General features: G+C 60.8%; 18 protein-coding genes. 6 read left to right on the forward strand and 12 right to left on the reverse strand.

Annotated features, from left to right (window positions below; genetic code table 11):
- The first annotated feature begins 122 nt into the window (after nt 1-122).
- From pqqA to pqqE, 5 genes are all read left to right on the forward strand, one after another.
- Nucleotides 123-197, forward strand: a complete 75-nt coding sequence (gene pqqA, locus LVW35_RS26115; protein ID WP_003194766.1) for a pyrroloquinoline quinone precursor peptide PqqA — start codon at nt 123-125, stop codon at nt 195-197.
- Between the two features lie 66 nt (nt 198-263).
- Entirely contained in the window at nt 264-1,175 is a 912-nt protein-coding gene (pqqB, locus tag LVW35_RS26120) for a pyrroloquinoline quinone biosynthesis protein PqqB (RefSeq protein WP_233892620.1), read from the forward strand.
- 11 nt (nt 1,176-1,186) lie between these two features.
- A complete protein-coding gene (gene pqqC / locus LVW35_RS26125) occupies nt 1,187-1,939 on the forward strand; it encodes a pyrroloquinoline-quinone synthase PqqC (RefSeq protein ID WP_233892621.1) in 753 nt (250 codons plus the stop codon).
- A complete protein-coding gene (pqqD, locus tag LVW35_RS26130) occupies nt 1,936-2,211 on the forward strand; it encodes a pyrroloquinoline quinone biosynthesis peptide chaperone PqqD (protein ID WP_015886196.1) in 276 nt (91 codons plus the stop codon). The genes pqqC and pqqD overlap by 4 nt, the downstream gene beginning before the upstream one ends.
- Nucleotides 2,204-3,334, forward strand: coding sequence for a pyrroloquinoline quinone biosynthesis protein PqqE (pqqE, locus tag LVW35_RS26135; protein ID WP_442799564.1), 1,131 nt, complete (start codon nt 2,204-2,206; stop codon nt 3,332-3,334). Before pqqD ends, pqqE begins: the two co-directional genes overlap by 8 nt.
- A gap of 5 nt (nt 3,335-3,339) precedes the next feature.
- On the opposite strand, the gene LVW35_RS26140 is transcribed toward pqqE, so the two are convergent.
- A complete protein-coding gene (locus LVW35_RS26140; protein ID WP_003228885.1) occupies nt 3,340-3,498 on the reverse strand; it encodes a YqaE/Pmp3 family membrane protein in 159 nt (52 codons plus the stop codon).
- Between the two features lie 186 nt (nt 3,499-3,684).
- Nucleotides 3,685-4,953, reverse strand: coding sequence for an aspartate aminotransferase family protein (locus LVW35_RS26145; protein ID WP_233892624.1), 1,269 nt, complete (start codon nt 4,951-4,953; stop codon nt 3,685-3,687).
- A gap of 209 nt (nt 4,954-5,162) precedes the next feature.
- On the opposite strand from LVW35_RS26145, the gene LVW35_RS26150 reads away from it, so the two are divergent.
- A complete protein-coding gene (locus tag LVW35_RS26150; protein ID WP_078050445.1) occupies nt 5,163-6,062 on the forward strand; it encodes a LysR family transcriptional regulator in 900 nt (299 codons plus the stop codon).
- 226 nt (nt 6,063-6,288) lie between these two features.
- Here the strand turns inward: LVW35_RS26150 and LVW35_RS26155 are convergent, their stop codons facing one another.
- From LVW35_RS26155 to bioB, 10 genes are all read right to left on the reverse strand, one after another.
- Nucleotides 6,289-8,067, reverse strand: a complete 1,779-nt coding sequence (locus LVW35_RS26155; RefSeq protein WP_233892625.1) for an acyl-CoA dehydrogenase C-terminal domain-containing protein — start codon at nt 8,065-8,067, stop codon at nt 6,289-6,291.
- A 123-nt stretch (nt 8,068-8,190) separates the two neighbouring features.
- On the reverse strand, nt 8,191-9,960 hold the full coding sequence (locus tag LVW35_RS26160) for an acyl-CoA dehydrogenase C-terminal domain-containing protein (protein ID WP_233892626.1): 1,770 nt from the start codon (nt 9,958-9,960) through the stop codon (nt 8,191-8,193).
- A gap of 90 nt (nt 9,961-10,050) precedes the next feature.
- On the reverse strand, nt 10,051-11,340 hold the full coding sequence (locus tag LVW35_RS26165) for a GGDEF domain-containing protein (RefSeq protein ID WP_233892627.1): 1,290 nt from the start codon (nt 11,338-11,340) through the stop codon (nt 10,051-10,053).
- A 274-nt stretch (nt 11,341-11,614) separates the two neighbouring features.
- Nucleotides 11,615-13,420: a phenylacyl-CoA dehydrogenase gene (locus tag LVW35_RS26170; RefSeq protein WP_233892628.1), complete on the reverse strand. Its 1,806-nt coding sequence runs from the start codon at nt 13,418-13,420 to the stop codon at nt 11,615-11,617.
- A gap of 342 nt (nt 13,421-13,762) precedes the next feature.
- Entirely contained in the window at nt 13,763-14,044 is a 282-nt protein-coding gene (locus LVW35_RS26175) for a hypothetical protein (RefSeq protein WP_016977847.1), read from the reverse strand.
- A 106-nt stretch (nt 14,045-14,150) separates the two neighbouring features.
- Nucleotides 14,151-14,831: a dethiobiotin synthase gene (gene bioD / locus LVW35_RS26180; RefSeq protein WP_233892629.1), complete on the reverse strand. Its 681-nt coding sequence runs from the start codon at nt 14,829-14,831 to the stop codon at nt 14,151-14,153.
- Nucleotides 14,828-15,640: a malonyl-ACP O-methyltransferase BioC gene (gene bioC / locus LVW35_RS26185; protein WP_233892631.1), complete on the reverse strand. Its 813-nt coding sequence runs from the start codon at nt 15,638-15,640 to the stop codon at nt 14,828-14,830. Before bioC ends, bioD begins: the two co-directional genes overlap by 4 nt.
- Nucleotides 15,633-16,364, reverse strand: coding sequence for an alpha/beta fold hydrolase (locus LVW35_RS26190; protein WP_233892632.1), 732 nt, complete (start codon nt 16,362-16,364; stop codon nt 15,633-15,635). Before LVW35_RS26190 ends, bioC begins: the two co-directional genes overlap by 8 nt.
- On the reverse strand, nt 16,357-17,538 hold the full coding sequence (gene bioF / locus LVW35_RS26195) for an 8-amino-7-oxononanoate synthase (protein ID WP_233892633.1): 1,182 nt from the start codon (nt 17,536-17,538) through the stop codon (nt 16,357-16,359). Before bioF ends, LVW35_RS26190 begins: the two co-directional genes overlap by 8 nt.
- Nucleotides 17,539-17,597: 59 nt before the next feature.
- Nucleotides 17,598-18,653, reverse strand: a complete 1,056-nt coding sequence (bioB, locus tag LVW35_RS26200) for a biotin synthase BioB (protein WP_233892634.1) — start codon at nt 18,651-18,653, stop codon at nt 17,598-17,600.
- Between the last annotated feature and the right edge of the window lie 11 nt (nt 18,654-18,664).

An 18,664-nucleotide genomic window follows, 5' to 3' on the forward strand; every position in this document is an offset into this window, starting at 1 on the left:
CAGCGCTAACTTGAAAAGAATTGAGTAACATTCCTACGCACACATCTGAACATCTCCGACTGGAGGTGGACTATATGTATTACTTGGTAGTAAACGTCCCATCCCTTCGTAGGAGTAAGAATATGACCTGGTCCAAACCTGCTTACACTGATCTGCGCATCGGTTTCGAAGTCACCATGTACTTCGCCAGCCGATAATCCGCTGGGTAATACAACGCCTCGGTTCGCCCGGGGCGTTTTTGTTTTGAGCTTGATGGAGCTGCCATGTTTGTCCAGATTCTAGGTTCCGCCGCCGGCGGTGGGTTCCCGCAGTGGAACTGCAACTGCGTGAACTGCGCAGGTTTTCGTGATGGCAGCCTGCGGGCCCAGGCGCGTACCCAGTCGTCCATCGCGCTCTCCGACGACGGTGTGAACTGGGTACTGTGCAACGCCTCGCCGGATATCCGCGCGCAACTCCAAGGCTTTGCACCGATGCAACCCGGCCGCGCCCTGCGGGACACCGGCATCAGCGCGATCATCCTGATGGACAGCCAGATCGACCACACCACCGGCCTGTTGAGCCTGCGCGAAGGCTGCCCACACCAAGTGTGGTGCACCGACATGGTCCATGAAGACCTGAGCACCGGCTTCCCACTGTTCACCATGCTCACCCACTGGAACGGCGGCCTGGCCTGGAACCGCATCGAGCTGGACGCCAGCTTCACCATCCCGGCCTGCCCCAACCTGCGTTTCACCCCACTGCCACTGCGCAGTGCAGCGCCGCCCTACTCGCCGCATCGCTTCGACCCGCACCCTGGCGACAACATCGGCCTGATCGTCGAAGACCTGCGCACCGGCGGCAAACTGTTCTACGCGCCGGGGCTGGGCAAGGTCGACGCGCCATTACTGGAGATCATGGCCGGCAGCGACTGCCTGCTGGTGGACGGCACGATGTGGGATGACGATGAAATGCAACGCCGTGGCGTCGGCACCCGCACCGGCCGCGAGATGGGCCATCTGGCGCAAAACGGCACCGGCGGCATGCTTGAAGTGCTGGAACAGTTGCCCGAGCAGCGCAAGGTACTTATCCACATCAACAACACCAACCCGATCCTCGATGAAGACTCTCCCGAGCGAGCGGAGCTGGTGCGGCGCAATGTCGAAGTGGCTTACGACGGCATGAGCATTGAATTGTAGGAGTGATCGAAATGACTGACACGCCATTGACCACCGTTGAATTCGAAGCCGCCCTGCGCGCCAAGGGCGCCTTCTACCATATTCATCACCCGTACCACGTGGCGATGTACGAAGGCCGCGCCACCCGTGAGCAGATCCAGGGCTGGGTCGCCAACCGTTTCTACTATCAGGTGAACATCCCCCTGAAAGACGCTGCGATCCTGGCCAATTGCCCGGACCGCGAGATCCGCCGTGAGTGGATTCAGCGCCTGCTCGACCACGATGGCGCCCCCGGTGAAGACGGCGGTATCGAAGCCTGGCTGCGCCTGGGCCAGGCGGTTGGCCTCGACCCGGACCAGCTGCGCTCGCAGGAATTGGTGCTGCCCGGCGTACGATTCGCGGTAGATGCCTACGTCAACTTCGCCCGCCGCGCCAGTTGGCAAGAAGCCGCCAGCAGCTCACTGACAGAACTGTTCGCGCCGCAGATCCACCAGTCACGCCTCGACAGCTGGCCGCAGCATTACCCGTGGATCGACCCGGCCGGCTACGAATACTTCCGCACCCGCCTCGGCCAGGCTCGCCGCGATGTGGAACACGGATTGGCGATCACCCTGCAGCACTACACCACCCGTGAAGGCCAGGAACGCATGCTGGAAATTCTCCAGTTCAAACTGGACATCCTGTGGAGCATGCTGGATGCCATGAGCATGGCCTATGAACTCAACCGCCCGCCGTATCACAGCGTGACCGCGCAGCGGGTATGGCATAAAGGGATCACCCTATGAGCTTTGATCGCAGCAGAATACCGACCTGGCGCCAGGGCTATCGCTACCAGTACGAGCCTGCGCAAAAAGGCCACGTGTTGCTCTACCCCGAAGGCATGATCAAGCTCAACGACAGCGCCGCGCTGATCGGTGGCTTGATCGACGGCGAGCGCGACGTGGCGGCGATCATCGCCGAGCTGGATAAACAGTTCCCCGGCGTGCCGGAGCTTGGCGAAGACATCGAGCAATTCATGGAGGTCGCCCGTGCCGAGCACTGGATCACCCTTGCCTGAGAAGCCAGCCATCGGCCTGCCGCTATGGTTGCTGGCCGAGCTGACCTACCGCTGCCCATTGCAGTGCCCGTATTGCTCCAACCCGTTGGACTTTGCCGAGCAGGGCAAGGAGCTGACCACCGAACAGTGGTTCAAGGTATTTCGCGAAGCCCGCGAGATGGGTGCCGCACAGTTGGGGTTTTCCGGCGGTGAACCACTGGTGCGCAAGGACCTTGCCGAGCTGATCGGCGAAGCGCGCAGGCTTGGGTTCTATACCAACTTGATCACCTCCGGCATCGGCCTGACCGAGCAGAAGATCAGCGATTTCAAGAAGGCCGGTCTGGACCATATCCAGATCAGCTTCCAGGCCAGCGACGAACAGGTAAACAACCTGCTGGCCGGCTCGAAAAAAGCCTTCGCACAAAAACTGGAAATGGCCCGAGCGGTGAAGGCACACGGTTACCCGATGGTGCTGAACTTCGTGACCCATCGGCACAACATCGACAAGATCGACCGCATCATCGAGCTGTGTATCGCGCTTGAGGCAGACTTTGTCGAGCTTGCCACCTGCCAGTTCTACGGCTGGGCGCAGCTCAATCGTGTGGGGTTGTTGCCAACCCAGGAACAGCTGGTGCGCGCCGAACGCATCACCAACGAATACCGCGCCAAGCTGGAAGCCGAAGGCCACCCGTGCAAGCTGATCTTTGTCACGCCGGATTACTACGAGGAGCGCCCGAAGGCCTGCATGAACGGCTGGGGCAGTATCTTTCTGACAGTAACGCCAGACGGCACCGCACTGCCCTGTCACGGCGCCCGACAGATGCCGGTGCAATTTCCCAACGTGCGCGAGCACAGCATGCAGCACATCTGGTACGACTCGTTTGGCTTCAACCGCTTTCGTGGCTACGACTGGATGCCCGAACCATGCCGTTCTTGCGATGAAAAGGAAAAGGACTTCGGCGGCTGCCGATGCCAGGCCTTCATGCTCACGGGAGACGCGAGCAATGCCGACCCGGTGTGCAGCAAGTCCGAGCAGCACGGCATCATCCTGCAAGCGCGGGAAGAAGCCGAACACGCCACCCAGACCATCGAGCAGTTGGCCTTTCGCAACGAGCGCAACTCACGGCTCATCGCAAAAGGCTGACGGCCTCAGCGTTTGGCGATGATGTAAACCGCGTGCACGATGCCGGGGATGTAGCCGCACAGGGTCAGCAGAATGTTCAGCCAGAACGCGCCGCCAAAACCTACTTGCAGGAACACACCCAGTGGCGGTAACAAAATGGCGATGATGATACGAATGAAATCCATGGGGTCAGCTCCAGAAAATCGGCTCGTGTGAGCCGTGTAGCTAATCGACCTTGGGCGTTCGTGAGGGTTCAGTGGGATCTGGCGTTGGGCCATCCATCGTTGTTGCGCAGACAAAAAAACGCCCCCAGCCAAAAGAATCAGGCCGGAGGCGCCGCGTAGTCCGCGAGACGGTTCAGGAATAGGGCGTTAAACGGCGATGCCCTTGCGGCACTGCAGCTGTGCAGTGCGTACGCGGGAGAAGGCGCGGGCCAGGCGCAGGAGCATTTCGTCGATGTTGCTTTTGCTCACGGTCAGGGCCGGGGTGAAGCGCAGGCAGTCAGGTTGCGGGGCATTGATGATCAGGCCTTCGTGCAGGGCAGCTTTTACGACGGCTTGCGCCGAATCATCCGACAGCGTCAGGCCCCACATCAGGCCGTGACCGCGCAATTGACCGTGGTCGTAGCGGTAGGCCAGGCGGGCCAGGCCTTCGCCGAGGTAAAGGCCGGACTCACGCACTTGCTCCAGGAAGCCGTGCTCCAACACGGTATCGAGCACCGCAACCCCGGCTGACGCCATCAGCGCATTGCCATGATGGGTGCCATCCAGTTCGCCCACTTCGAAACAGCAGGCCTTGCCGCGTGCCAGCAGCGCCGCCAGGGGTACGCCGCCGCCCAGGCCTTTGCCCAGGGTGATGATGTCAGCCCGTACGCCGTATTGCTGCTCGGCGAGCAGAGTGCCGCAGCGGCCAATGCCGGTGTGCACTTCGTCGAGGATCAGCAGGATGCCCAATTCGCGGCACAGCCGCTCGACCCCTTTGAGATAGTGCTCCGTCGCGGGGACCACGCCGGCCTCACCCTGGATCGGCTCAAGCATGATCGCAACGGTTTGCGCATCGACTGCCGCATGCAGCGCTGGCAGGTCATTGAAGGGCACATGGCTGAAGCCCGGCAGGTGCGGTTCAAAACGATTGCCACGCTCACTCGCCGACGCCGACATCGCCGCAAAGCTGCGGCCGTGGCAACCACTGCTCGCGCTGATGATGCGGTAGGCGCCACTGCGATGCAGTTGCCCCCATTTGCGCGCCAGCTTGATCGCCGCTTCGCAGGCTTCCGCGCCGCTGTTGAGCAGGTACGCCTGGTCGCTGCCGGTGCGATGGCACAGGCGATCAACGAGGTTGAGTTGGGTGCGGTTATGCAGGCCGCTACCCGGATTGATCAGCGCCTGGGTCTGATCGGCCAAGGCCTTGATCAACACCTGTGGGCTGTGGCCGAGGCTGTTGGCTGCGCCGCCCTGGTTGAAGTCCAGGTAAGCGCGGTCGTCGCTGTCCCACAGCCAGGAGCCCTGGCCGCGCACAAACACTTGAGCCGGCCGCGCCACTGTGGGCATCAGCGATTCGCTGGAAGGACTGTCGCCTGGTGTGTCGAGGATCAGGTCGTCGAGGCTCGGCGCGGGACGGCGTATATTGAACAGGTTCACACCTCACCCCCGCTGGCAACCGGACCTTGGTCGGTAGACACCCTGTGCCCTGACCGGAAATTGTTTGCCTTGCCTATGTAAACGCTATCAACATAAACGCTGTTCATTGCCCGATCCGGCCCTGTAAGCCCTGCGAATAGGCGCTAGACTAGGCGTCTCGGGGGCCAACAGCCATTTCGTTTTTCCAGCTTTTTCGATAAGTAAGTCTTATGGATTTCAAGCAACTGCGTTATTTCGTCGCGGTGTATGAGGAAGGCCACGTAGGCCGTGCCGCTGAGCGTCTGTCGATCTCCCAGCCGGCGCTGTCTCAGCAGGTTCGCCAGTTGGAACAGAACCTGGACGTGAGCCTGTTCGAACGCAGCAGCAAGCGCCTGCTCCCGACACTGGCGGCGCACACGCTATACAACCATGCCCTGCCGCTGATCGATGGTCTGCAGCAGGCGGTTGAAGCGCTACGTAACTTCAAGGGCCAGGCGATGCGCACGTTGGCCATTGGCGTACTGCAAACCGTGCACACCAGCCTGGTCCCGCAGATGCTCGAACGCGTGCGCAAGGCTCAGCCGCACTTGGTGGTGCAGATCTACGAATTGACCGGGCTTGAGATCGAACGGCGGTTGCTGAACGGTTCGCTGGATATTGGCATCAGCTATTTGCCGCCACGCCAGCCGGGGCTGCATGGCGTGTTGCTGTATGAAGATGAGCTGAAAGTGGTCATCCCCGAGGACCACCCGTTGCGCGAATTCAAGAAAGTCTCGCTGAAGCAGGCGGCCGAGTTGCCCATGTTGCTGCTCGGGGAAGAGTTCCAGGTGCGACAGATCTGGCAGGGCCAACTGTCCAACCTCGGACGGCGCCCGCAAGTGCAGGCGGAGCTCAATACCATGGTGGGGATTCTCGACAGCTTGCCGCACACAAAACTGGCGACCGTGCTGCCGGGGCGCTCCCAGGACGAGCACAACAGCCAGTTGCTGCTGTGGAAACCCTTGAGTGAACCCAGGGTGCCGCTGAAAGTGGGGCTGGTATGCCGCGATGTGCAGCGCCAGCAGGCGACGGTAGCGCTGCTGCGCACTTTGCTGGAAGACGTGATGAATGCCCCGCAGGCGCCTGCCTGACTTTTTCGCGGGCAAAAGAAAACCCCGCCGAAGCGGGGCTTTGCAGACTGTTTCCCTGACATCCATTTCACTCCGCCGTCCTGGCAGAATCCTACGTGTCCGTGTTGTTGCTTTGCGCTTCCTGCGCGACGTCCATGTGAAGTAGATTATCCGTGGATCCAATCTGGCGATAGAGGACGATTAGCAGCACGTCATGTAAGAGAATGCTTACACGCCCTCCAAGCCCTTAGAACAGTGCCTCATCCAGCAAGAACAGCGATTCGCTACCGGATTTTACCGACGCACTCAGCGAGTGGATGCGTGGCAACAAACGCGCAAAGTAGAAGCGTGCGGTGCCCAGCTTGCTGGCGTAGAAGTCCTCTTCAGACTCCTTGCCCAACGCAGCCTTGGCCATGCGCGCCCACATGTAGGCATAGGCCATGTAACCAAAGGCGTGCAGGTACTCCACCGACGCCGCGCCGATTTCATTCGGGTTGGTCTTGGCGCGGTCCAGCACCCAGGCGGTCAACTCATCCAGGTTATCCACCGCTACGCCCAACGGTTTGGTGAATTCAGCCAGTTCGGTGCCCGCCGAGGCAATGAATGCGCGGATCTCATCGGCAAACAAGGTATAGAACGCTCCGCCACTGCCGACGATCTTGCGCCCCATCAAGTCAAGTGCCTGGATGCCGTTGGTGCCTTCGTAGATCTGGGTGATGCGCACGTCACGCACCAGTTGCTCCTGGCCCCACTCGCGAATGTAACCATGGCCACCGAATATTTGCTGGCCCAGCACAGTGGTTTCCAGGCCCAGATCGCTCAAGAACGCCTTGGCGACGGGGGTCAACAGCGCAACCAGATTATCGGCACGCTCACGCGCAGTGGCATCGTCACTGAACTTGGCGATGTCCAATTGCGTCGCCACATAGGTGGAGAACGCCCGGCCACCCTCGTTCGCGGCTTTCATGGTCAGCAGCATGCGGCGCACGTCCGGGTGCACGATGATCGGGTCGGCCATTTTGTCTTTATGCTGTGCGCCGGTCGGTGCACGGCTTTGCACGCGGTCGCGCGCGTATTCGATGGCGTTCTGGTAGGAACGCTCGCCGGAGGCCAAGCCCTGGATGCCCACACCCAAACGCTCGTAGTTCATCATGGTGAACATCGCTGCCAGGCCACGGTTCGGCTCGCCCACCAGGTAACCCACGGCTTCGTCGAAGTTCATCACGCAGGTGGCCGAAGCCTGGATGCCCATCTTGTGCTCGATGGAGCCACAGCTCACTGTGTTGCGCGCGCCCAGGCTGCCGTCGGCGTTCACCATGAACTTCGGCACCAGGAACAAGGAGATGCCCTTCGGACCTGCCGGTGCGTCCGGCAACTTGGCCAGCACCAGGTGGATGATGTTGTCGGTGAGGTCGTGTTCGCCACCAGTGATAAAGATCTTGGTGCCGCTGACTTTGTAGGAACCGTCCGCCTGTGGTTCGGCCTTGGTGCGGATAATCCCCAGGTCAGTACCGGCGTGTGCCTCGGTCAGGCACATGGAGCCTGACCATTCGCCGGAATACATCTTCGGCAGATAAGCGCCCTTGAGTGCTTCGCTGGCGTGGGTGTTGATCGACACACAGGCACCGGAGGTCAGCATTGGATACAAGCCAAACGCCAGGCTCGACGAGTTGATCATCTCTTCTACCTGGGCCGACACCGCCTTGGGCATGCCCATGCCACCGAACATCGGGTCACCACCAACGCCCACCCAACCACCTTCGGCATAGGTTTTATAGGCCTGTGGAAAACCGTCCGGCGTGAACACTGCCGTGTTGTCCCAGCGGCAACCCTGTTCATCGCCACCGCGGCTGAGCGGGGCGATGGATTTGGCGGTGACCTTGCCGGCTTCTTCGAGGATGGCCTCTACGGTTTCGGCGTCAACGGTGTCTGCCAATGCCGGCAACTGGGCCCAAGTGGTGGCGACCTCAAAGACTTCGTTGAGGACGAAGCGCATATCACGCAGCGGCGCTTTGTAATCAGCCATGGCAAACCTCGTGAGAACGTGAAAAGTAATCGGGTAAGAGTCGGTTTTACAGGCTCAGAGTGTACCCGAACAACTTTTCAGACACATAGGGTCCACTTGTGACTGATCGGTATTTTAAAGTCACTACAGCGCGAATGCCTCCGCGGGCAGACTCATCAGACAGTCGCTGCCCGCTTCCACCGCAGCGCGGTGGGTGGCGGTACGTGGCAGCAGGCGCTTGAAATAGAAGTCGCAAGTCGCGAGCTTGGCCTTGGAAAAATCCGAGTCCGATTGCTCAAGGGCCGCAATCGCCATGCGCAGCCACAGGTAGGCGAGGATCACGTAGCCGCTGTACATCAGGTAATCCACAGCCGCCGCCCCCACTTCATCGGGGTTCTTCATCGCGGCCATGCCGACTTTGGTCGTCAGTTCACCCCATTCCCCGTTCAGTTGATTGAGCTGCGCTACATAAGCCTTGAGCTGCGGATGCTCGGCATTCACCCCGCAGAACTTATGCACGATCTTGGTAAAGCCACGCAGCAACTTGCCCTGGCTGCCCAGCACCTTGCGCCCCAGCAGGTCGAGGGCCTGGATGCCGTTGGTGCCCTCATAGATCGGCGCAATCCGCGCATCGCGGGCCAGTTGCTCCATGCCCCATTCGCGGATGTAACCGTGGCCGCCGAAGATCTGCATGCCGTGGTTGGTCACCTCCAGGCCGGTGTCGGTCATAAAGGCTTTGCAGATGGGCGTAAGGAACGCCAGCAGGTCTTCGGCTTCCTGGCGCTGGGTGGCGTCGCTGCTCAGATGCGCGGTGTCGAGCAATTGGGCGGTGAAGTAGGTCAATGCGCGGTTGCCTTCGTTGAAGGCCTTCATGGTCAATAGCATGCGGCGTACGTCGGCATGCACGATGATCGGGTCGGCGGCTTTTTCTGGGGCCTTGGCGCCGGTCAGCGAACGCATTTGCAGGCGGTCATTGGCATATTTGACCGCGCCCTGGAAGCTCGCTTCGCCATTGCACAAGCCCTGCATGCCGGTGCCAAGGCGCGCGTGGTTCATCATGGTGAACATGCAGTTGAGGCCTTTGTTTGCCTCACCGATCAGAAAGCCTTTGGCACCATCAAAGTTCAGTACACAGGTGGCCGATCCCTTGATGCCCATCTTGTGCTCGATGGAACCGCAGTGCACCGCGTTACGCTCGCCGGAATCGGCATGAAACTTGGGCACGATAAACAGCGAGATGCCCTTGGTACCCGCCGGTGCGTCCGGCAGTTTGGCCAGCACCAAGTGGATGATATTGGCGCTCATGTCATGTTCGCCGGCCGAGATGAAGATCTTGCTGCCGGTGACCGCGTAGCTGCCGTCCGCCTGGGGCACGGCGCGGGTCTTGATCAGGCCCAGGTCGGTGCCGCAGTGGGCTTCGGTGAGGCACATGGTGCCGGTCCATTCGCCGGCAGTGAGTTTGGTGAGAAACGTGTCTTTCTGCTCGGCGGTGCCGTGGGCGTGGATCGCCGACATCGCGCCGTGGGTCAGCCCTGGGTACATGCCCCAGGACGTGTTGCTGGAGCCGATCATCTCACTGAGCACCAGGCCCAGCGACGACGGCAAGCCCTGGCCGCCGTAGGCCGTATCCGCCGCCAGGCCATGCCAACCACCTTCCACGTACTGGGCAAACGCTTCCTTGAAACCCTTGGGCGTGGTGACCACACCATTATCGAAATGGCAGCCTTCTTCGTCACCGCTGCGGTTGAGCGGCGCGAGTACGTTTTCGCAGAATTTGGCGCCTTCTTCGAGGATCGCACCCACCATGTCCGGGCTGGCGTCGGTCGCACCCAAAGCGGCGTAATGGCCGTGGAAATCAAACACGTTGTCGATCAGAAAGCGCATGTCGCGAAGGGGAGCTTTGTATTCAGGCATGGCAATGTCTCCGTCAGCAGATGGTTTCAACCTACTGCTGGCAACAAGACCGGACAATCACTGTAGCGCTGCTGAATACACCGCCATCACTCAACCGGCAGCGCTCTCCATGCGCACGGCGCCACGCCGGGTTTGCCCGGCAGCCACCACGCAGTTGCGCCCGGCGCCCTTGGCCGCGTAAAGCGCCTGATCGGCGGACTTGAGCACCTCTTCCGGCGTGCGCTGCTCGGCCTGACGTTCGGCCACACCGATGCTGATGGTCACCGAAACACTTGATGCCCCGCTGCCTGATCGACGCTGACGCCCCTGTTGATCGTCTTGAGGACGATCCATGTTGCGTAGCTTGATATCGTAGTCGGCGATGATCTCGCGGATTTCCTCCAGGTGCGGCAAGCACTCTTCTACCGTCTTGCCGGCAAACACCACGGCGAACTCCTCACCGCCGTAGCGGTAGGCACGCCCGCCGCCGTTGACCTTGGACAACTTACTCGCCACCAGCCGCAGCACCTGGTCGCCGACGTCATGGCCATGGGTGTCGTTGAAACGCTTGAAGTGGTCTACATCGCTCATCGCCAACACATAGTTGCGCCCCAGCCGTTGCATACGCTCGTTCAGCGCACGACGCCCCGGCAAACCGGTGAGCTCATCGCGAAAGGCCATTTGATAAGCCTCGTGAGCCACCCCGGCGGCGATCATCAGCATAACTTGGCTGCACATGATGTTCAGGGTGAACGGCAGGATGAAGGTCTGCGGCAACATCCAGAACAAGCCCAGCAAGCCCACCAACTGAGCCGCATGCAGTGGCCGCGGCTGGTACCAGTATTGCGCCACCAGGGTCAGAAAGCCGATCAGAAACATCGGGTACGACAGCTGGATCAAGCTCATCCAAGCGCCATGCAGCGCGGGCCAACGAATTTCAGCCAGCCAGTTCAGCACGCCTTGGGGATAACTTTGTTCCAGCGCCAGCGCCACGCTACCGATCGCCAGCAACACCGCGCCACGGGCGACAAAGTCGCGAAACAGGTGAGTCTTTTCCTGCCATAGCGCGTAGATACTGAACAACAACGGCAACAGCAGGCAACATAGGTGGAATACCACCGCCGCATCTTCACGCACGCGGCCATTGTCACGGTAGAAGTCAGTCTGTGTATCAAGCAGGAAGTAGGCGATGTACACCGTGATCATCAGGAACAGTTCACGCTGGCGGCGGTACACCGCGCAGTATGAACCGCCGAGTAACAGCACCAGAGTCGGCAACACATTAAACAGCGAGGTAAAGAAGACGTTGAGGTCCTTGACGTACGCAGCCGAGAGCCCGGCCAGCAAGAGCAGCAACGAAGGAAGAAAGTGACTGAAACGTACAGCGGACACGCGCGACAAGGGTAAAACTCCGACCCGCAGAAAATGATGGCACTGTGCCTTTATGTAGACAGTTAAGCACAACCTGGCACGCATGTATCACATTGCCATCACTGTAACGGCAGCCGAGCACAATCCCTGAGCGCTCTACGGTAGTTTTTTGTGGAAGCGGACTTGCTCGCGAAGGTCGTCAACGATGACGTGGGCAGCCTGAATGAACGCGCGCGCCCTTAACAGCAAAAAAAGCCGCCGCTCCCGTGAAGAAGCGGCGGCTCTGGAAGTGAACCCGGTAGGCTTAGTAAGCCAGGCCGAAGTCTTCTTCTTTCATGTCCATCAGATTGTTGGCGCCCGACAGCATGGTGGCTTTATGGGCCATGGTACGCGGCAGGATGCGCTGGAAGTAGAAGCGCGCAGTCTGCAACTTGGCGGTGTAGAACGCCTCTTCGGTGGTGCCGGCAGCCAGTTTCTCGGCAGCCAGGCGCGCCATGTCGGCCCAGAAGTAAGCCAGACACGCGTAACCGGAGTACATCAGGTAGTCCACCGAGGCGGCACCGACTTCTTCGCGGTCTTTCATCGCGGCCATGCCGACCTTCATGGTCAACTCGCCCCACTCTTTGTTCAGTGCAGCCAGCGGTGCAACGAATTCTTTGACGGCTTCGTTGCCTTCGTTGGCCTGGCAGAACTTGTGCACGATCTTGGTGAAGCCCTTAAGCGCTTCGCCTTGGGTCATCAGCACTTTACGGCCCAGCAGGTCCAGAGCCTGGATGCCGGTAGTGCCTTCGTACAGCATCGAAATGCGGCTGTCGCGAACGTTTTGCTCCATGCCCCACTCGGCGATGAAGCCATGGCCGCCGTAGATCTGCACGCCGTGGTTGGCGGATTCAAAACCGACTTCGGTCATGAACGCCTTGGCGATCGGGGTCATGAACGCCAAGAGGCCATCGGCCTGTTTCTTGGCTTCGTCGTCGGTGCCGTACTTGACGATGTCCACTTGCTTGGCGGTGAAGTACACCATCGCACGGTTGCCTTCGGCGAAGGCCTTCATGGTCAGCAGCATGCGGCGCACGTCGGGGTGCACGATGATCGGGTCAGCGGCTTTGTCCGGTGCTTTCGGGCCGGTCAGGGAGCGCATTTGCAGGCGGTCGCGAGCGTATTTCAGGCCGCCCTGGAAGCCGATCTCGGCGTGAGACAGGCCTTGCAGCGCGGTGCCCAGACGGGCGGTATTCATAAAGGTGAACATGCAGTTCAGGCCTTTGTTCGCCGGGCCGATCAGGAAACCGGTAGCCGCGTCGAAGTTCATCACGCAGGTGGCATTGCCATGGATGCCCATCTTGTGTTCCAGGGAGCCACAGGTCACTGCGTTGCGCGCGCCGATCGAACCGTCTGCGTTCGGCAGGAACTTCGGCACGATGAACAGCGAGATACCTTTGGTGCCGGCCGGTGCATCCGGCAGGCGGGCCAGTACGATGTGGACGATGTTGTCGGCCATATCGTGTTCACCGGCCGAGATGAAGATCTTGGTGCCGGAGACTTTGTAGGAACCGTCCGCCTGAGGCTCGGCCTTGGTGCGCAGCATGCCCAGGTCGGTGCCGCAGTGTGGCTCGGTCAGGCACATGGTGCCGGTCCACTCGCCCGACACCAGTTTGGTCAGGTAAGCCTCTTGCTGCTCGGGGGTGCCGTGCTCGGAGATGGTGTTCATCGCACCGTGGGACAGGCCCGGGTACATGCCCCACGACCAGTTGGCGGCGCCAACCATTTCGCTGACGGCCAGGCCCAGGGATTCCGGCAGGCCTTGGCCGCCGTGCTCCACGTCATGGGCCAGGCTTGGCCAGCCGCCTTCGACGAATTGTTTATAGGCTTCTTTGAAACCGGTTGGGGTTTTAACGCCCGACTCACTCCAGGTGCAGCCTTCGATGTCGCCCACGCGGTTCAGCGGTGCCAGCACTTGCTCACAAAACTTGGCGCCTTCTTCAAGGATGGCGTCAACCATGTCCGGGGTAGCGTCCTGGCAAGCCGGCAGGCTCTGATAGTGCGCTTCATAGCCAAGCAGTTCGTCACGAACGAAGCGAATATCACGCAAGGGGGCCTTGTAGTCAGGCATAGCGATAAACCTCTGCTGATGTATCTGGAATGAACAACCGCGTGGATGTGATGTGGCGGTCAAACAGGTGTTTGAAACATACGTTTACCACCTGGGGATGTCAAGCGTCGTCCGGATGCCGTTTGTCATGACGTGAATCAAAGGCGCGCATAGCGAAGCCTGCGGCGAGATGCCACAAGGCGTTCAGAAATAATAGAAGTTCAGAGGGATGACGCAGAACAAATGCGGGAGCGGGCTTGCTCGCGAAAGCGCTGGATCAGTCAACCGATGTATTGGCTGAAAGACCGCTTTCGCGAGCAAGCCCACTCCCACAGAAAAGCCAAGGAGCAGACAGAGAGAGGATTACGCGTAGGTGTCGATCAGGGTGCCGAGCATTTCATCCGAAGCCTTGGCGACTTTTGCGCCGAGCTCCACTTGGAACTTGCCTTGGGCCATTTCGACCATGTTGCTGGCCGAGTTTGACGGCTGGGCGCGGTCGTTGGCTTGCAGGCGGTCACTTTGCGCATCCGATGGCTGGGTCGTCGCGGCGCTGGCAATTTTACCGGCGGCCTGGTCGACCCGGTTCTGCCCGGTCTGAATACTGCTCAGGCCCGAGTAAAACGCACTGCTTCCAGAGATTTCCATGGCGTAAGCCTGCCTTTAGAGAATCGTGAACCGTGATTGAAGCAGAGTTGCCCGAGGAACGCCCGTCAAAAACACTAATGGCATAATGCCTTGTCGATAGTCAAAATCAGTCAAGCAGGTCCAGTTGCAAGTATTCCGCCACGGCTTCAGCCCCCGCGTGCTTTAGTTTCGGCACGCGGCCCAGGCACGGCGCGGGCAGCCGCTCGGCCAACGTGGCGAGGTTTTCTTCCAGACGGGAGGTTTTGGGGTCGATGATATTCGCCACCCAACCGGCCAACTGCAAACCGTCGCGGGCGATGGCTTCGGCGGTGAGCAAGGCATGGCTGATGCAACCCAGACGCACGCCTACTACCAAAATCACCGGCAGCTTGAGCGCCACGGCCAGATCCGAAAGGTTCGCCTGATCAGCCAGTGGCACGCGCCAACCGCCTGCGCCTTCGATCAAGGTGAAATCCGCTTTTCGCGCCAGAATCTGTTGCATGGGCTTGAGCAAGGATTGCACTGTCAGCGATACACCCGCCTCCCGCGCCGCCAGATGCGGCGCGATAGCCGGTTCGAACGCCACCGGGTTGACCTCGGCATAACTCAAGGGCAACGAACATTCGGCCAACAGCGCCAAAGCATCGGCGTTGCGCAAGCCCTTGGGCGTGAGCTGGCAGCCGGATGCCACGGGCTTACCGGCCGCCGTGCTTCTGCCGGCTTGCCGCGCAGCGTGTAACAGGCCGGCGGCAACGGTGGTCTTGCCGACGTCGGTGTCGGTCCCGGTGATGAAGTAAGCGGCGCTCATAGAGGTTTCTCCAGTACGGCATACACCACTTGGTAAGTCGCCGGCAGGCCCTCGGCCTGGCGGAACTGCTCATAAGCTTGCACCAGTGCAACAATCCGTGCGCGTCCCGTCAACCCTCCCGGCCGGCCGGGGTTGAGGTTGTGAGCGCCCAACGCTTTCAATTCATGGGTGAGGCTGCGCACATCCGGGTAATGCAGCACGTGGGGACGACGCTCCAGGCTGACCACCCGCAGACCGCTGTCCGCACACAGTCTCTGATAAGCCTCGAACGTACGGAAGCGATTGACGTGAACCAGGCCATCCGCCGCGCGCCAGCTTTCGCGCAGCTCTTCCAGGGTGCCCACACACAGGCTGGCGAACGCCAGCACGCCGCCAGGTTGCAACACGCGATAGGCCTCGCTGAGCACCGCCTCGAAGTTCGCGCACCACTGTACCGCGAGGGAGGAGAAGAGCAGCGCCAAGCTGTCAGCTTTAAGCGGCAAGCGTTCGGCGTCGCCAGCGATAAAGTGTTGCGCACCACCCAGAGGCCGCGCGTGATTAAGCATGCCTTCTGCGATATCCAGTGCAATGCCATGGCTGAGGGGCAAACGTTCTGCCAGCGCGCGGCTGAAATAACCGGTGCCGCAGCCCATATCCAACCAACGTTGGGGCGCGATATCAGCCGGTAAACGCGCAAGCAATTGGCGGCCCACTTCCCGTTGCAACTCAGCAACGCTGTCGTAACTGGCAGCGGCACGGGAAAACGACGCCGCCACCTGGCGCTTGTCGGGCAACACGCCTGGCAGCGGGGCGTGGGATAAATCAGTCATCGACGCACTCATGCAAAAAGGCCTGAATGGCCCCCGCAACACCGTGGGGGTCTTCCAGAAGAAAAGCGTGGCCGGCCTGTTCAATCAGGCCGATTTCAACATCGGGCAGCAGCGCCAGCAAGTCACTGGCGGCTTCGGCGGGCACCAACCCATCCCGACCGGCGAACAGGTGCAACTGCGGACCTCGATAGGCCAGCAAGGCTTCGCGGGTGTCGAGTTGAGCGAGCAGTTCGAGGCCGGGCATCAGTACACTGGAAGGCGAATTTGGTGCGCCGCTGACCAACAAGCGCGACAAGCCACGCGGGTCTTCGGCGCCTTTGGCACACAGCAAACCGAAGCGCTTGAGGGTGACTTGGGAATCGGCATGGCAACCGGCTAGAAACGCATCGAAGGTCTCGGCGGGCATCGCACTCGGCCACCCTTCATGGGCGACGAAACAGGGATTGCTCGCCAGAGTCAACAAGCCGCAACAACGCTCGCCGCGCCGTGCCGCCAGTTCCGAAGCGAGCATGCCGCCCAAGGACCAGCCACCTAGCCAGGCGTTGTCCGGCAGCGTGGCGTCGAGTTCGTCGAGCCATTCAACCAGATCACTGGAACCCAGCGCGGGCAGCGGCTCGATCTGCACCTGCAGATGTTCGTCCAGGCCTTGCAAGGCGGCGGCCAAAGGTTCCAGCGGCGATACACCAAGCCCCCAGCCGGGCAGCAATATCAGTCGATCACGCATGGTCAGGCTCCGAACGGCTTAATACGCGGAAACACGCCTCCAATGCATTTAACAATAGCTGCACCTGCGCCTCGGTGTGGGCCGCCGTCAAGGTCACCCGCAAACGGGCGCTACCCGCGGGCACAGTAGGCGGGCGGATCGCGGTCACCATCAAGCCGCGTTCGCGCAGCAGCTGCGACAGGCGCATGGCCTTGGCGCTGTCGCCGATCAGGATCGGCTGGATCGGTGTGAAACTGTCTATCAGGTCCAGCCCAAGCTGCTCGGCACCCTGGCGGAACCGGCGGATCAGACTATTGAGATGCTCGCGCCGCCAATGTTCGGTGCGCAGCAGTTCCAGGCTTTTCAAGGTGGCGCAGGCCAGGGCTGGCGGCTGGCTGGTGGTATAGATGTACGGGCGGGCGAACTGGATCAGGCTTTCGACCAGGTCTTCACTGCCGGTCACAAAAGCGCCGGCCGTGCCGAACGCCTTGCCGAGGGTGCCGACCAGTACCGGCACGTCGTCCTGACTCAGGCCGAAATGTTCGACGATGCCACCACCGTGGGCGCCCAGCGGCCCGAAGCCGTGGGCGTCATCCACCATTAACCAGGCACCTTTGGCCTTGGTTTCACGGGCCAGCGCGGGCAGGTCTGCCAGATCGCCGTCCATGCTGAACACGCCATCGGTGACCACCAGCGTGTTGCCGGTGGCTTTCTCTAGGCGTTTGGCCAGGCTGGCAGCGTCGTTGTGCAGGTAGCGGTTGAAGCGCGCACCGGAGAGCAAGCCTGCATCCAATAGCGAAGCATGGTTGAGGCGGTCTTCCAGCACTGTATCGCCCTGCCCCACCAACGCCGTGACTGCGCCGAGGTTGGCCATGTAGCCAGTGGTAAACAGCAGCGCACGCGGGCGACCGGTGAGGTCCGCCAGGGCTTCTTCCAGCTCATGGTGCGGCGTGGCATGCCCAACCACCAAGTGCGAAGCGCCACCGCCCACGCCCCATCGGGACGCACCGGCGCGCCAGGCTTCGATCACCTGCGGGTGATTGGCCAGGCCCAGGTAGTCGTTATTGCAGAACGCCAGCAGCGTCTGGCCGTCCACCACCACTTCCGGGCCTTGGGGGCTGTCCAGCAGCGGGCGTTGGCGATAAAGGTGTTGGGCACGGCGGGCAGCGAGGCGCGCGACGAGATCGAAAGACATGCTGGCCTCGATTAAGCAGGATTAACGCTCCCACATTTGAACTGTGTTCCAAAGTGAGATCAGACGACCGCGTTGTAGAACTGTGCGCTGCTCTTCTGCTCCACCAACGCCTGCTCGATCGCCGCCTGATGCACCTCGTCCGCGTGTTCTTCACGGGCTTCCGGCAGGATGCCCAGGCGCGAGAACAGTTGCATGTCCTTGTCGGCCTGCGGGTTGGCGGTGGTCAGCAACTTGTCACCGTAGAAGATCGAGTTGGCACCGGCAAAGAACGCCAGGGCCTGCATCTGCTCGTTCATCGCTTCACGGCCGGCCGACAGGCGCACATGGGACTTCGGCATCAGGATGCGCGCCACGGCGAGCATGCGGATAAAGTCGAACGGGTCGATGTCCTCAGCGTTTTCCAGCGGCGTGCCGGCCACTTTCACCAACATGTTGATCGGCACCGACTCCGGATGCTCCGGCAGGTTGGCCAGTTGGATCAGCAGGTTGGCGCGGTCATCAAGGGACTCGCCCATACCAAGGATGCCGCCGGAGCAGATCTTCATCCCCGAATCACGCACGTAAGCCAGGGTTTGCAGGCGCTCGCTGTAGGTACGGGTAGTGATGATGCTGCCGTAGAACTCCGGCGACGTGTCGAGGTTGTGGTTGTAGTAGTCGAGGCCGGCCTGGGCCAGGGCTTCGGTCTGGTCCTGATCCAGGCGGCCGAGGGTCATGCAGGTTTCCAGGCCCATGGCTTTCACGCCTTTAACCATCTGCAGCACGTAGGGCATGTCTTTGGCCGACGGGTGCTTCCAGGCGGCGCCCATGCAGAAGCGGGTCGAACCGATGGCCTTGGCGCGGGCAGCCTCTTCGAGGACCTTCTGCACTTCCATCAGCTTTTCTTTTTCCAGGCCCGTGTTGTAGTGGCCCGACTGCGGACAATATTTGCAATCTTCCGGGCAGGCACCGGTTTTGATCGACAGCAGCGTCGACACTTGCACACGGTTGGCGTCGAAATGCGCGCGGTGCACGGTCTGCGCCTGGAACAGCAGGTCATTGAACGGCTGCACGAACAGCGCTTTGACTTCGGCGAGTGACCAATCGTGACGCAAAGTGGCAGTGGTACTGGCGCTCATGGGCGATTCCT

Origin of the sequence: Pseudomonas sp. HN11, from assembly GCF_021390155.1 — a bacterium.
Classification (GTDB): domain Bacteria; phylum Pseudomonadota; class Gammaproteobacteria; order Pseudomonadales; family Pseudomonadaceae; genus Aquipseudomonas.

What these genes read in the sequence shown, in the direction of transcription:
- pqqB (WP_233892620.1), top strand. Translation starts at nt 264, where the DNA reads ATGTTTGTCCAGATTCTAGGTTCCGCCGCCGGCGGTGGGTTCCCGCAG.
- pqqC (WP_233892621.1), top strand. Translation starts at nt 1,187, where the DNA reads ATGACTGACACGCCATTGACCACCGTTGAATTCGAAGCCGCCCTGCGC.
- pqqD (WP_015886196.1), top strand. Translation starts at nt 1,936, where the DNA reads ATGAGCTTTGATCGCAGCAGAATACCGACCTGGCGCCAGGGCTATCGC.
- LVW35_RS26140 (WP_003228885.1), bottom strand. Translation starts at nt 3,498, where the DNA reads ATGGATTTCATTCGTATCATCATCGCCATTTTGTTACCGCCACTGGGT.
- LVW35_RS26150 (WP_078050445.1), top strand. Translation starts at nt 5,163, where the DNA reads ATGGATTTCAAGCAACTGCGTTATTTCGTCGCGGTGTATGAGGAAGGC.
- LVW35_RS26155 (WP_233892625.1), bottom strand. Translation starts at nt 8,067, where the DNA reads ATGGCTGATTACAAAGCGCCGCTGCGTGATATGCGCTTCGTCCTCAAC.
- LVW35_RS26160 (WP_233892626.1), bottom strand. Translation starts at nt 9,960, where the DNA reads ATGCCTGAATACAAAGCTCCCCTTCGCGACATGCGCTTTCTGATCGAC.
- LVW35_RS26170 (WP_233892628.1), bottom strand. Translation starts at nt 13,420, where the DNA reads ATGCCTGACTACAAGGCCCCCTTGCGTGATATTCGCTTCGTTCGTGAC.
- LVW35_RS26175 (WP_016977847.1), bottom strand. Translation starts at nt 14,044, where the DNA reads ATGGAAATCTCTGGAAGCAGTGCGTTTTACTCGGGCCTGAGCAGTATT.
- bioD (WP_233892629.1), bottom strand. Translation starts at nt 14,831, where the DNA reads ATGAGCGCCGCTTACTTCATCACCGGGACCGACACCGACGTCGGCAAG.
- bioC (WP_233892631.1), bottom strand. Translation starts at nt 15,640, where the DNA reads ATGACTGATTTATCCCACGCCCCGCTGCCAGGCGTGTTGCCCGACAAG.
- LVW35_RS26190 (WP_233892632.1), bottom strand. Translation starts at nt 16,364, where the DNA reads ATGCGTGATCGACTGATATTGCTGCCCGGCTGGGGGCTTGGTGTATCG.
- bioF (WP_233892633.1), bottom strand. Translation starts at nt 17,538, where the DNA reads ATGTCTTTCGATCTCGTCGCGCGCCTCGCTGCCCGCCGTGCCCAACAC.
- bioB (WP_233892634.1), bottom strand. Translation starts at nt 18,653, where the DNA reads ATGAGCGCCAGTACCACTGCCACTTTGCGTCACGATTGGTCACTCGCC.